This window comes from Sphingomonas sp. PL20, assembly GCF_017875905.1.
Classification (GTDB): Bacteria; Pseudomonadota; Alphaproteobacteria; order Sphingomonadales; family Sphingomonadaceae; genus Sphingomonas; species Sphingomonas echinoides.
The window spans coordinates 2,777,132-2,789,425 of sequence record NZ_JAGINH010000002.1 but is presented as its reverse complement, the minus strand read 5'-3'; the positions used below and the strand labels follow the sequence as shown (position 1 = coordinate 2,789,425).

At 63.8% G+C, this 12,294-nt stretch carries 15 protein-coding genes; 11 read left to right on the top strand and 4 right to left on the bottom strand.

Annotated features, from left to right (window positions below; genetic code table 11):
- The first annotated feature begins 10 nt into the window (after positions 1–10).
- Entirely contained in the window at positions 11–409 is a 399-nt protein-coding gene (locus H4W01_RS13120) for a group II truncated hemoglobin (protein ID WP_209611516.1), read from the top strand.
- A 14-nt stretch (positions 410–423) separates the two neighbouring features.
- Here the strand turns inward: H4W01_RS13120 and H4W01_RS13115 are convergent, their stop codons facing one another.
- Positions 424–2,178 (bottom strand): aspartyl protease family protein, encoded by a 1,755-nt coding sequence (locus tag H4W01_RS13115; protein WP_209611513.1) that lies wholly within the window; start codon positions 2,176–2,178, stop codon positions 424–426.
- A gap of 229 nt (positions 2,179–2,407) precedes the next feature.
- Here H4W01_RS13115 and argS point away from each other — a divergent pair, with 229 nt between their 5' ends.
- The 8 genes from argS to tatC all read left to right on the top strand — a co-directional run bounded on the left by argS (position 2,408) and on the right by tatC (position 8,721).
- The gene (argS, locus tag H4W01_RS13110; protein ID WP_209611511.1) at positions 2,408–4,132 is read left to right on the top strand and encodes an arginine--tRNA ligase; all 1,725 of its coding nucleotides are present in this window, start codon (positions 2,408–2,410) and stop codon (positions 4,130–4,132) included.
- Positions 4,132–4,809, top strand: a complete 678-nt coding sequence (locus H4W01_RS13105; RefSeq protein WP_209611509.1) for an SPOR domain-containing protein — start codon at positions 4,132–4,134, stop codon at positions 4,807–4,809. Before argS ends, H4W01_RS13105 begins: the two co-directional genes overlap by 1 nt.
- Positions 4,810–4,889: 80 nt before the next feature.
- Positions 4,890–5,897, top strand: a complete 1,008-nt coding sequence (locus H4W01_RS13100; protein WP_209611507.1) for a glycoside hydrolase family 3 protein — start codon at positions 4,890–4,892, stop codon at positions 5,895–5,897.
- Between the two features lie 41 nt (positions 5,898–5,938).
- Positions 5,939–6,670, top strand: a complete 732-nt coding sequence (locus H4W01_RS13095; protein ID WP_209611504.1) for a segregation and condensation protein A — start codon at positions 5,939–5,941, stop codon at positions 6,668–6,670.
- On the top strand, positions 6,667–7,254 hold the full coding sequence (scpB, locus tag H4W01_RS13090; protein ID WP_209611502.1) for an SMC-Scp complex subunit ScpB: 588 nt from the start codon (positions 6,667–6,669) through the stop codon (positions 7,252–7,254). Before H4W01_RS13095 ends, scpB begins: the two co-directional genes overlap by 4 nt.
- A gap of 26 nt (positions 7,255–7,280) precedes the next feature.
- Positions 7,281–7,517 (top strand): Sec-independent protein translocase subunit TatA, encoded by a 237-nt coding sequence (locus H4W01_RS13085; RefSeq protein ID WP_010403965.1) that lies wholly within the window; start codon positions 7,281–7,283, stop codon positions 7,515–7,517.
- 17 nt (positions 7,518–7,534) lie between these two features.
- A complete protein-coding gene (tatB, locus tag H4W01_RS13080; RefSeq protein WP_209611500.1) occupies positions 7,535–7,945 on the top strand; it encodes a Sec-independent protein translocase protein TatB in 411 nt (136 codons plus the stop codon).
- A complete protein-coding gene (gene tatC, locus H4W01_RS13075) occupies positions 7,942–8,721 on the top strand; it encodes a twin-arginine translocase subunit TatC (protein WP_209611497.1) in 780 nt (259 codons plus the stop codon). The genes tatB and tatC overlap by 4 nt, the downstream gene beginning before the upstream one ends.
- 57 nt (positions 8,722–8,778) lie before the next feature.
- On the opposite strand, the gene H4W01_RS13070 is transcribed toward tatC, so the two are convergent.
- The 3 genes from H4W01_RS13070 to H4W01_RS13060 form a co-directional block, all read right to left on the bottom strand.
- Positions 8,779–8,913, bottom strand: coding sequence for an entericidin A/B family lipoprotein (locus H4W01_RS13070; protein WP_010403958.1), 135 nt, complete (start codon positions 8,911–8,913; stop codon positions 8,779–8,781).
- Positions 8,914–9,196: 283 nt separating this feature from the next.
- Complete coding sequence (locus tag H4W01_RS13065) at positions 9,197–10,783, bottom strand: sensor histidine kinase (protein WP_209611495.1); 1,587 nt, start codon at positions 10,781–10,783, stop codon at positions 9,197–9,199.
- Between the two features lie 7 nt (positions 10,784–10,790).
- A complete protein-coding gene (locus tag H4W01_RS13060) occupies positions 10,791–11,192 on the bottom strand; it encodes a hypothetical protein (protein WP_209613533.1) in 402 nt (133 codons plus the stop codon).
- 37 nt (positions 11,193–11,229) lie between these two features.
- On the opposite strand from H4W01_RS13060, the gene H4W01_RS13055 reads away from it, so the two are divergent.
- Both H4W01_RS13055 and H4W01_RS13050 read left to right on the top strand, forming a co-directional pair.
- The gene (locus H4W01_RS13055) at positions 11,230–12,036 is read left to right on the top strand and encodes a response regulator (RefSeq protein WP_010403955.1); all 807 of its coding nucleotides are present in this window, start codon (positions 11,230–11,232) and stop codon (positions 12,034–12,036) included.
- Positions 12,037–12,105: 69 nt separating this feature from the next.
- On the top strand, positions 12,106–12,246 hold the full coding sequence (locus H4W01_RS13050) for a hypothetical protein (RefSeq protein ID WP_010403951.1): 141 nt from the start codon (positions 12,106–12,108) through the stop codon (positions 12,244–12,246).
- Positions 12,247–12,294: the final 48 nt, after the last annotated feature.

Sequence of the window (12,294 nt, the reverse complement as noted above, 5' to 3'; positions counted from 1 at the left end):
AGCCTCAGACATGACTGCCACTGCCGAAGCGACCGCACCCTCCTTGTTCGAGCGGATTGGCGGCACCGAGGGCGTGCGAACGGTGGTCGAACGTTTCTACGATCTGATGCAGGACGATCCGCGCTACGCCCCCTTGCGGAAAATGCACGAGGAGGATCTGTTCCCGATGCGCGTGTCGCTGACGCAGTTTCTCTCCGCCTGGCTCGGTGGGCCGCGCGATTGGTTCGAGGCGCGGCCGGGCACCTGCATCATGTCGATGCACCGCGCGATGGGAATTACCCCCGAGACAGCAGCCCAGTGGGTGGAAGCGATGAGTCGGGCACTGGCCGACGCGCGCGTCGAAAAGGCGCTTGGCACCCAGATGCAGCAAGCCTTTCTACGCATGGCAGGCGCGATGATGAAGGCGTAGCGCGGGCGCTTCGCTTAATCGTCGAAGCCGATCTTGCGCGCCCGCTCTGCGACCTTGGGATTGATGCTGAGCGCCGCCGTGCGATCGGCCGCTGCCTGGGCGGCGTTGCCCATCCGCTTATGGGTCACCCCGCGCATATAGAGCGACCAGGCGGTGCGCGGCGCGAGCGCCAGCGCGGCATCATAATCCGCCAGTGCCTGTTGCAGCTCGCCACGCCGCAGCCGCACCAGAGCGCGGCTGTCGAGAAAGGTGGAGCGCTTGGGATCGGCCCTGATCGCGGCGTTGCAGTCCGCCAGCGCCTTGTCGAGGTCGCGATTGAGCAGTCCCCGGGCCCAGCAGCGGCCGTTGAAGGCGCTGCCGCGCGCACTGTCCTCAGGATGACTCTTGAGCCACAGGTCGTAGTTGCGCAGCGCGTCCTCAGGGCGATCGAGATCGTTGAAGAAGCTCGCCACGGTCAGGCGCTTCTCCGACGACGGCGCAAGCGCGGCATCGGCCGCCTGGACGTCGTCATTGGCACCGGCTTGATTGCCACGCCGCATCCGCATCGAGGCGCGCGTCAGGCGTGCGTCCACCAAGGTTGGATCAAGGGTGATGGTCTTGTCGAGATCAGCCACGCCCTTGTCGAATTGCAGACTGGCGAGATGCGCCAACGCGCGCTGATAGAAATAGCGCGCCTCGGTCGGTGCCAGTGCGCAGGCCTTGTCGAAGTCCGCCAACGCCTCGGGGAAGTGTCGATTGGACGCGTAGACCGCACCGCGCCGACTATATTCGTCTGCAGTGGTCGGCTCGGCGGCCTTGTTGGTCAAGTCGAGCGCGGTGCCGTCGGCAGAAAACACGGTCTTGGGCGACAGGCCGAAAACAGGGCCGCCTTCATAGGTAATGAAAAGTCGGCGCAGTGTGTTCGAAACAAACATGCGATGGGTGAGGAAGAAATCGACCCCGATCAGCATATCGGCATGGCCCAGATCCACTTGCGCGATCCGAATTTTGGGGTGGCGGATCGCCTCGCCGCCAATGTCGATCGTGTCGAACGTCGCCCGCCAGGCCGGCACCGAGCGCTGGCCCACGCCGTGGCTTGACCCGATCGCAACCACACCGGGCGTTTCGGGAGTGACGCCGAGACGCTTCGCCATCGCCAGCGACAGCATTGAGCTTTGCGCGCCGCTGTCGAACACTGCGCGCACTTTCACGCCATTGAGCAGGACCGTGCCAATCGTGTGCGGCTTGAACCGGCTGTCGGGTTCGGTTTCAAGCGAAACGATCGTCACCGGCTTGGTGCCCGCCCAATAAGCGAGATTGCTGGCGCGGCAGCCTTGCGTCTTGATCAAGCGGACGACGCCGTGCGGCAGATCATATTCGACATCGGCCAGGCCCAGAATGTTCTGCCCGATAAAACCGGCCGTGCCAGTATCGCTGCCGCCGACCACGAAATCGATTTTCGGGATGGTGACGCCCGCAAGCGAAAAGTTCGTGGCGACGGCAACCCCTGCTGAGGTGTCGCCACCAATGCCCTTTGGCCGAAACCAGATTGGGGCGGGGGTGACGCGCAGGCCGAACTCCGCTGCGCTGGCGGCAGAAAGGGTGCTGTAGAACGCGCCGCTGTCGAGAATGAAGCGTGCCGCTTTATTGCCGAACTTGGCCTCCACCATCGGCTCCGGTCCCGCCATGGTGACGGGGAAATCGACGATCTTGCTGGCCTCGCAGGCCGCCATGGCGGGAACCGGAGCCAACACCGCCATCGCTGGCAGAAGCAATCGCAACAGTCGCATGGCAGGCCTCGGGCGGAACGCGGGGACGCTTATCATCGCGGGGGATTGGAAAGAAAAACACAACGCCATTCCAAGACGAAAATCAGCATAACGCGGTGTGTCGCCTCAGGAAATCGAAATCACGAGGGCATCGTTACGCCGGGTAAAGGCGGGTTGCCCGCCAGCCATGTTTTGCCCAGCGGGGCGAACTCGGCTAAGGCCCGCGCTCGCTTACATGACCGGACTTGCCATGACCCTCTACACCCGTTTCGCCGCGCATATCGATGCGGTGCTCGATGCCCTTGAAGCCAGCGGCGATTTGCCGAGCGGGCTCAGCCGCGCCAATGTCACGGTCGAGCCGCCGCGCGATACCACGCATGGCGATCTGGCGACCAATGCCGCGATGGTGCTGGCCAAGCCCGCCGCCACCAATCCGCGCGCGCTGGCCGACAAGATCGCGGCGAAGCTGGGCGAGCTGGACGAGGTGGCGAGCGTCGCCGTGGCGGGCCCGGGCTTCATCAACATGACGCTGACCGACGACACCTGGCGCGCCGAATTGTCCGCGATCCGCGATGCGGGCGACGATTACGGGCGCTCGTCGCGCGGCGCGGGCCTTACGGTGAACGTCGAATATGTCTCGGCCAATCCGACCGGCCCAATGCACATGGGGCATTGCCGCGGCGCGGTGGTGGGCGATGCGCTGGCCAGCCTGCTCGAATTTTCCGGGCACAAGGTGATCCGCGAATATTATGTCAACGATGCCGGTGGGCAGGTCGATGTGCTCGCGCGCTCGGTCCACATGCGGTATCTGGAAGCACTGGGCGCGGCGATCGAAATTCCCGAGGGCCTGTATCCGGGCGATTATCTGATTCCGGTCGGCCAGGCGCTCGCCGCCGAATTTGGCGATGCCTATGTCGGCAAGCCCGAGGGCGACTGGCTGGTGCTGTTCCGCACGCGCGCCGTCGCGGCGATGCTGGAACTGATCAAGGCCGATCTCGCCTTGCTCGGCATCCATCACGACCTGTTCTCGTCCGAGGCGGAATTGCAGGCGGCGGGCAAACCCGAAGCCGCCGAGCATGACCTGCGCGCGCGGGGGCTGATCTACGATGGTCTGCTCGAAGCGCCGAAGGGCCAGGAACTGGACGATTGGGAGCCGGTCGTGCTGCCGCTGTTCCGCTCGACGCAATTTGGCGATGATCAGGATCGCCCGATCAAGAAGTCGAACGGGCAATGGACCTATTTCGGTGCCGACCTCGCTTACCATTATCAAAAAGCGCAGACGGCGGACGCGCTGATCGACATTTGGGGTGCCGACCATGCCGGTACGGTCAAGCGCATCGTCGCGGCGGTGCAGGCGCTGACCGGCGGCAAGACGCGCTTCGACGTCAAGCTCGTCCAGATGGTGCGGCTGATGCGGGGTGGCGAGCCGATCAAAATGTCCAAGCGCGCGGGCAATTTCGTCACGCTGGCGGATGTCGTGCGCGAAGTCGGCAAGGATGTCGTCCGCTTCACCATGCTGACGCGCAAGGCCGATGCGCAGATGGACTTCGATTTCGCCAAGGTGGTGGAAGCCTCGAAGGACAATCCGGTTTTCTACGTCAATTACGCCCATGCACGCGTCGCATCGCTGCACCGGCGCGCGGCGGAGGCGGGGATTGTGTGCGATTCGGTCGACCTGTCCCAACTTGATACGGAAGACCTGGCGCTGGTGAAGTTCGCCGCGCAGTTCCCGCGCATCGTCGATACGGCAGCGGCGGCACGCGAACCGCACCGGATTGCCTTTTATCTCTATGACTTGGCAGCCTCGCTCCACGCTTTGTGGAACGTCGGAAACGACCGGCCGGACCGCCGCTTCCTGCTGCCGGACAATCCTGCCATGACATGCGCACGGCTTTTCTTGGCCGACGCGATCGGGCAGATTATCCGCAACGGGTTGGGGATCATGGGGGTCCAGGCGGTCCAGGAGATGAACTGATGGCGACCGGCGAATTCGATGTCCGCGATGAGGATCGGCTCCCCTGGCTGGAGACGGTCGAAGACGATTATGACGATGGTCCGTCGATCGTGCGGATCATCGTTCTGGTCGTGATCGCGCTGGCGATCGTTGCGGCGGCGATCCTCGGCTACCAATATTATAAGAAGCACCAGAGCGTTGACGGCAATGGCGCGCTGATCACCGCCCAGGCGGGCGACTATAAGGTCAAGCCGGATGATCCCGGTGGGCTCAAGGTCGAAGGCGAGGGGGATACCGCGATCGCCACCAGCAATGGTGCCGGAACCGCCAATGCGTCGATCGACATGAAGGCACTGCCGGAGAAACCGGTCGAGGGTAAAAAGGTCGCGCCAACCCCGGTTGTCACCGGATCGGACAAGGCCGTCACCGCAATCCCGTCGGCCAAGGGCGCGTCGTCGGGCGGGGCATTGGTCCAGCTCGGCTCCTTCCCCGATGAAGCCGAGGCGAATGCCGCCTGGGGCAAGATTTCGAAGAGCTACGCCTATCTCGCGCCACTGGGGAAATCGGTGCAGGCGGCGCAGGTCAACGGCAATACGGTGTATCGTTTGCGCGTGAATGCGGGCAGCGCGGGGCAGGCGAGCAGCCTGTGCGGCAAGCTGGCGGCGGCGGGACAGGCGTGCTTCGTACCCCACGATTGAGGCACCCCGCTGTTCCGCTTTTTGACCGGTTGCGCCGGTAGGGGCTACTCAGGCTGGCACCGGGCTTGTAGGCAACGGGAATGAAGCCCGTCATCTTCGGCCTTTCCGGCCTTGCCCTGACCCCCGCCGAGCGCGCCTTTTTCACGCGCGCTGACCCGGTCGGCTATATTCTGTTCAAGCGCAACATCGAGACGCGCGCGCAAGTGCGTGCGCTGACCGATAGCCTGCGCGAGATTTCTGGGCGCGACGATGTTCCGATCCTGATCGACCAGGAAGGCGGGCGCGTCGCGCGGATGGGGCCGCCCGAATGGCCGAGCTTTCCCGCCGGGCCAGCGTTTGACGCTTTGTACGACATTGCGCCCATTTCCGCGATCGAGGCGGCCAGCGCCAATGCCGAGGCGATTGCGCTGATGCTGGCCGAGGTTGGCATCAACGTCGATTGTATGCCCTTGCTCGACGTGATGCAGCCCGACACGACCGAGGCGATCACGATCCGCGCGCTGGGGTCGGAGCCGATGCGCGTCGCCGCTTTGGGGCGCGCGATCCTGCAGGGGTTGCAGCGTGGCGGCGTGGTCGGCGTGGTCAAGCATATGCCGGGGCATGGCCGCGCGAAGCTCGACACGCATTACCATCTGCCGACTGTCACCGCTTCCGATGCCGAATTGGCGGTCGATCTGGAGCCGTTCGCCCGGTTGAACGACGCGCCGATGGGGATGACCTCGCATATTGTGTTCGAAGCGTGGGACGCCGAACGCCCGGCGACGCTTTCGCCCGTGGTGGTCGAACAGATCATCCGGCAGCGGATCGGGTTTGACGGCCTGTTGATGACCGATGACATCGACATGAAGGCGCTGTCGGGCACGGCGTCCGACAAAGCGGCGGGAGCCATCGCCGCCGGGTGCGACCTGGTGCTCGATTGTTGGGGGCGGATGGACGAGATGGAGGCCATTATCGACCGGCTCGACCCAATGTCGGCGGTGTCGCGCGCGCGGCTCGATCGCGCGATGGCGACGGTTGCGGGCGTCCGGCCTGCGGGTGACATGGCAGCGTTGATTGCCAAGCGCGATGCCCTATTAGCGCTGACGTAAAATCCTCCCCGGCCCGGGGAGGATTTGCTAGGCTTCGGGTAATGACCGAAGATTCCGCAACTCTCACGCTTGATTTGGAAGGGTGGGAAGGCCCGCTCGACGTGCTGCTGGCGCTTGCGCGCAACCAGAAGGTGGATCTGAAAGCCATTTCGATTCTGGCGCTGGTCGATCAATATCTGCGCTTCGTCGAGGAGGCGCGCGCGATCAAGCTGGAACTGGCCGCCGATTATCTGGTGATGGCGGCGTGGCTTGCCTATCTCAAATCGGGCCTGCTGCTGCCGCGCGACCCGGAAATCGAGCCGTCGCCCGAGGAATTGGCGCTACGCCTGCAACTGCGGCTCGAACGGCTGAGCGCGATGCGCGAGGCCGGCGCGCGGCTGGTGGCGCGCGACCGGGTCGGGCGCGATGTGTTTCTGCGCGGGGCACCCGAGGGGTTGCGGACGCAGCGCAAGGCGCTGTGGCAGGCCGAAATCTACGATCTGATCGCGGCTTACGGCGTCATCAGTGCACGCACCCGTCCAGTGTTGCATGTCGTGGCGCACCGTGCGGTGATGACGCTGGAGACCGCGCTGGAGCGGGTGTCGGCGCTGGTCGGCACGCGCATTGATTGGGCGACGATCGAAAGCTTCCTGCCCGAGCAAGCACGTGGGGCCTTTCGTAAATCGGCGCTCGCCTCCAGCTTCCTGGCGGCGCTCGAACTGGCCAAGCAAGGCAAGATCGAACTGCGCCAGCAATCGCCCTTCGCGCCGCTCTATATCCGGGCGCTGGCATGAGCGCGCCCGATCCGCTGGTCCGCGCGGTGGAGGCGGTACTGTTCGCCGCGACCGAACCGATGACCGTCGATGCGATCCGCGCGCAGTTGGAGGGCGCGGAGGTGCGCGCCGCACTCCGCACGCTCCAGGCCGATTATGCCGAGCGCGGGATCGAACTGGTGCAGCGCGGCGAGCGCTGGCATTTCCAGACCGCCGCCGACATGGCGCATTTGCTGCGCCGCACGCACGAGGAACCGCGCAAGCTCAGCCGCGCGGGGATCGAGACGCTGGCGATCATCGCCTATCACGAACCCACGACTCGCGCCGAAATCGAGGCCATTCGCGGCGTCGCCATCTCCAAGGGCACGCTCGACGTGCTGATGGAGGCGGGCTGGATTCGCCCCGCCGGGCGGCGCGAGGTACCGGGGCGACCGTTGCTGTACGCGACGACGCCGGGCTTCCTTGCGCATTTTGGTCTCGCCAGCAGGCGGGACTTGCCCGGGATCGACGATTTGCGCGCCGCAGGCTTGCTCGATCCGGTCGATCTCGCCTTCGAACGCGCCGATACCACTGGAGAGGTGGAAGTTTCGGACGAGGAGGACTAGATAGGAGGGAATTCAGGAGATCGATCATGGGTGGTTTGAGTTTTGTACACTGGCTGATCTTCGGCGGGATCGCGATCCTCGTCCTGGGCGGCGGCCGGTTCTCGAACATGATGGGCGACGTGGCCAAGGGCATCAAGTCGTTCAAAAAGGGCATGGCCGAAGACGACGAACCCGCGCGCGAGCCGAGCCGGATCGAAGCCAAGAAGGCAGCAGAGCCGGTGTTCGACCGCGATGGCAATCGCATCCGCGAAACCGAAATCTGATTTAGCGCCGCGTTGCCATGTTCGATGTCGCATCCTCCGAGGTGATCCTGCTCGGGGTCGTGGCCCTGCTCGTCATCCCGCCCAAGGATTTGCCCAAGGCGATGCGGATCGCGGGGCAATGGGTCGGGCGCGTGCGCGGCGTCGCCAATCAGTTCCGCTCGGGCTTCGACACTATGGTGCGCGAGGCCGAATTGGCGGAAATGGAAAAGAAGTGGGCGGCGGAAAACGCGCGGATCATGCGCGAACATCCCCCCGAGCCCATCCAGATGTTGCCGATGGCGGACACACCTGCGGTGGCGGCAGATGAGCAGCATGACGGCGAGACGCCGCCGGTAATGGTCGAGCCGCCCGTGGTGCATAGCGCCGCCGCCGCCATCGCATCGCCGATGACCTCGCCGAACGACCCCGAGCCCAAGGCGCATCCGTGAACGCTCCGATTGACGACCTCGAAGCGAGCCGGGCCCCGCTGCTCGATCATCTGGTGGAATTGCGCAAACGGCTGTTCTTCTGCCTCGTGTCGGTGCTGCTCGTCTTCATCGGCACCTACATTTTTTCGCGCGAAATTTTCACGGTGCTGGTGCATCCGCTGCTGCTGGCGGGGCAGACCAAGCTCGTCACGGTCGGGGTTTTCGACGGCTTTTTCGTTCAGTTGAAAGTGGCGCTGTTCGCGGCGTTGATGATCGCCTTTCCGGTGATCGCGATGCAGCTCTGGGCGTTCGTGTCGCCGGGCCTGTACATGAAAGAGAAGCGGGCTTTGCTTCCCTTCCTGTGGGCGACCCCAGTGCTGTTCATCACGGGCGCGACGATGGCGTATTTCATCGCCATCCCCTCGGCGCTGCGGTTTTTCTACAGCTTCCAGGGCAATCTCGGCGGGGTACAGCAGGAGGCGATGACCTCGGTCGCCTCCTATCTCGATTTCGTGATGCAATTCCTGTTCGCCTTCGGGCTCGCCTTCCTGTTGCCGATCCTGCTGATGCTGGTTGAGCGCGCGGGTCTGGTGACCCGCAAACAATTGGTGAGCGGACGGCGCTATGCGATCGTCGGTTGCTTTGCCGTGGCGCTGGTATTGGCACCGCCCGATGCCGGGTCGATGATCATGCTCGCCGTGCCCCTGGTCGGGCTCTACGAACTCGCGCTGATTGCGATCTGGTTCACCGAGCGTCGACGGGTGAAAAACGCTGCGACCGAGCTGGTCGAAAGTTGATCGGCAAAAGGCCGCCCCGCATCATCGGGGGCGGCCTTCGACATCCCAGTGATGGGCTTATTTGGCGCTGTCAGCCGTTTTGGCGACGGTGTCGCCTGCCGATTTCACATCCTTGCCCACACCTTCGACAGTGTTGCACGCGCCAAGCAGCAACGCAGTGGCGGCGATAGCGATCGTGGTGATCTTGCGCATGATACTCTCCTGAAGACTGTCCGGGGTAGCCCGGATGCCTCGCTCCCAATGTTTGGGGCTACGCTTGGTTCCACACGGTCGCGCTAAGCCGTGCGGTCAGGAGCAAGCGATAAAAAAGCTAGGGCCTGGACGCGCTACCGGGGGGGGAGGGAAGCGCGGCCAGGCCCGTGTCTTGGATAGCGAGAGCGGGGGGGCATAAAATCACTATCCGAACCTAAAAACGGGCGTCTCGCGCTTCGGTTCCGAAAAAAATCGAGGCATGCGTTTTTTTATGGCGCGAAAGTCAATCGCGCCCGGTCACCGCAACCGCGATCTCATAAGCGCCGACCAGCGGATCGTAGTGCAGCTTCGACCGCAATTGCCGCGCCAGCCCTTCGATCACCCGACCATAGCGTTCGGCCACCAGCGCTCGCATGGTGTCATCATCGACCAGAGCGGGCGAATTGACTCTCAATATGGCGCGATCCTCGGTGGGGCCGGCACTGATCGAGATCCGCACTTGCGCCGTTGGGCTGACCGTCATCGCCAATTCGACGATCTCGGTCAGCAGGAACGCAATCGCGATCGCGACATCCTGATTGGCCAGATAGGGCGCGATATCGAGCGTAACGCCGATCGGGGAATCGTCCGGCGCGGTGGCGCGGAGGTTGGAGGCCAGTTCGCCGATAACCGAGCGGAGCGACAGCCCGCGATTTTCCTCGAGTTCGGCAAAATGGTTGCGGTGGACGACGGCGAGCGCATCCACGCGCCGCTGGATCGAGGCATAGGCTTGCGTTGCCTCTGCGCTCCGCGCGGCGCGGGCGTGGAAATTGATCAGGCTGGAAATGACCTGAAGATTGTTTTTGACGCGGTGATGGACTTCGCGCGTGAGCTTCGTCTGGCGGACCAGGCCCTCGGCCAGCCCGGCTTCATGCTCGGCGACGGTTCGGCTGATCGCGCGGAAGGTCTCCCCCAATTCGCGGATTTCCTGGGCAGGAAGTGCGTGCATCGCGCCGGGATCGATTTCTTCGCCGGGCACGAAATTGGCGACGCGCGACCGCAATTGCCGCAAGGCCCGGATCAGCAGGCGATCCACCACAAACCACCCAATACCTGCCGCCGCCGCCCACATGATGATCGGCAGGATCAGCGACACCAGAACAGGAGAGGTGATCGGCGCGCTGCGCATGCGCGTGGTCAGCGCGATCTCCCCAAGCCCGACTGCCATGCTCAAGCCTGCGCGCCGTTCCAGCGGGGCTTGCGGCGGCAGATCGGACAAGACCAGCGCGTCGTCGCCCAGCACCAGCCGCGCTTCATAGGGCATGGCATAGCCGCTCGGCGCGGCGGTAGCGGCCAGAACGTCGACGGGAAAGAAGGCGGCGGCGCGCGTTCGCCCGGAGGCGCTGGTGGTAGCGAGGGTCAGCCCGCGCCCGGGATAGACCCGGGCCACAACCGTCTTGTCAGGACGGGTTGGCGCAGACCAAGGCGCCACCGGCAGTTGCTCGCCGCAAATGACGTGACCGCGCGCATCCATGATCATGAAACGCGTGCCAGCGGCGATTTGCGGGGCGAACACGCCCTGCGCACGCGCGCAGCTCGGCGCATCGCCGGGGTCTGCCTCAAGCGCGTTGAGCGATACGCGCAGCGCTGTCATGTCGCCGACCAGCTCGATCGCGAGCTTGCGGGCACTTTCGGTGGTGGTGACGCGGAGCTGCGCCTGGGTGGCTTCGTCGGCCAGTTCGGCGGTGCGCAACGTCGCAAAGAAGGCAATGATAGCGAGCGGCAGTAGCGCGGCACTGAGAATCAGGAAAATTTTCGCACCTGTCGGGATGCGATCGACCAGACCGCCTCCCGGACGCGCAGGGGCGGTATCCCCGGCGATATCCGTCATCGGTAAATCAGTCCAATTTTCCGAGAAGGTCCAACATCTCCGGCGGAATCGCTTCCTCCACCGTGCGTTGATATACGGTGCGCAAAGCCGCGCCCATGTCGCGGTCCTTGCTTTGAACCTTCGCGCCAGAATCGGCCGCGCGTGCCGCACCCGGCTTTTTTGAAGATTCGTCGCCCGAACGCAATGCCGTCCCCCTGAAAACCCGGATGTGCCGGATAGAGTTAAAATGCTGCCGTAACAATCCGGCATGAACCATATGATACGCTAAACCCGGAAAAACAGATTGCATCGGTCCGAGTTCCAGCATGAAACCAAATTGCGCGTCGATGGTTCCATGCCCAATGCGAATTAACTCCGATGCCGTCGGAGCAACAAAACGCGTTGCATATGCGGGGGGCCGCTTCCACAAGGCCCTTCGAGATTATCTCAGGGAGACTCCGACAGTCATGTCGCTAGGACAGCAACTTGCCCCCCATCTTCCGTTCCTGCGCCGCTATGCGCGCGCCCTGACGGGCAGCCAATCGCATGGCGATCGTTATGTGCGCGCCACGCTGGAAGCGATCGTCGCTGCGCCCGAGGAATTCCCGCGCGAGGTCGATCCACGCCTGGGCCTGTATCGGATGTTCCACGCCATCTGGAACTCGACCAATTACGATGAGAGCCCGGAAAATATGAGCGCGGGTGACGGTGACAGCCAGGAAGCGATCGCTCGCGCACGCCTCGCGCGGATGACGCCGTTGTCGCGCCAGGCCTTGTTGCTCACCGCGATGGAAGGGTTCACCCCCGAAGACGCCGCTTATCTCATCGATGTCGACACCAGTGAAGTCGAGGCACTGGTCGCCGAAGCGCTGAGCGAAATCGAAAAGCAGACGCGTGCGCGCGTGCTGATCATCGAGGACGAACCGATCATCGCGATGGACATCGAGACGATCGTTCGTGACCTTGGCCATGAAGTGACTGGTGTCGCCGTCACGCGCGACGAAGCGGTCGCGCTGGCGATGGAGGATCGCCCCGGCCTGGTGCTCGCCGATATTCAATTGGCCGACGACAGCTCGGGGATCGACGCGGTGAAGGATATCCTTGCCGAGTTCGAAGTGCCGGTTATTTTCATCACTGCTTTCCCCGAGCGGTTGTTGACGGGCGAACGCCCTGAGCCGACCTTCTTGATTACCAAGCCGTTCCAGCGCTCGACCGTGAAAGCGGCGATCGCGCAGGCTTTGTTCTTCGACCAAGCGACGGTTCCCGCCGCTTAAGGGAACCGATTCGTGCCCCCGTGGGTTGGGTTCCATACGATACGGAGCCACAACGACACGGGGGCGCGCATGGCCGACGACGAAAAGATAGAAGTAAGTGCGCAAGACGCCCGCGCTGGCGCGACTCCGCATGTTACACGCTACGTCCTCGCCATCTCGCTGACGCTCACTGTGGTCGCGCTTGCCGCACTGCTGATTTTTTACCGCTGAATTTTTCGATGCCGCTGGCGTGATGGACTTCGCTGTCTGTCGGGCCCA